Below are 258 nucleotides of genomic sequence, written 5' to 3'. Positions count from 1 at the left end.
CGCAATTCACTTGGCCCCATGCGGAAGACTATTTGCCAATAGATGAAAAAGGCCAGGTTTTGGACGAGGACAGTGAAAGTGCTCAACCTACTCGCTATCTTGGCGGATGGAAAAAGGCTCGTATTCGCCTTGCCGGAGGCAAAGATGTGTTTGTTTCGGCCTCGTCTGAATTTGGATTTCTCGTGCTACATCGGGGGCATACGTCGCATATCTGCGTTGAGCCAGTTAGTCACGTTCCAAATGCGTGGAACCTAAAAG

General features: G+C 49.6%; 1 protein-coding gene. It reads left to right on the top strand.

Annotation, left to right across the window (positions count from 1 at the left end; all coding sequences use genetic code 11):
- Window positions 1–32: 32 nt before the first annotated feature.
- Window positions 33–258, top strand: a 226-nt coding sequence (locus SB658_RS25325; protein WP_410603188.1) for a hypothetical protein, incomplete at its 3' end; no start/stop codon positions are given.

This window comes from Bacillus sp. SIMBA_008, assembly GCF_046535495.1.
Taxonomy (GTDB): Bacteria; Bacillota; Bacilli; order Bacillales; family Bacillaceae; genus Bacillus; species Bacillus subtilis.
This window is presented reverse-complemented; position numbering and strand designations above follow the sequence as displayed.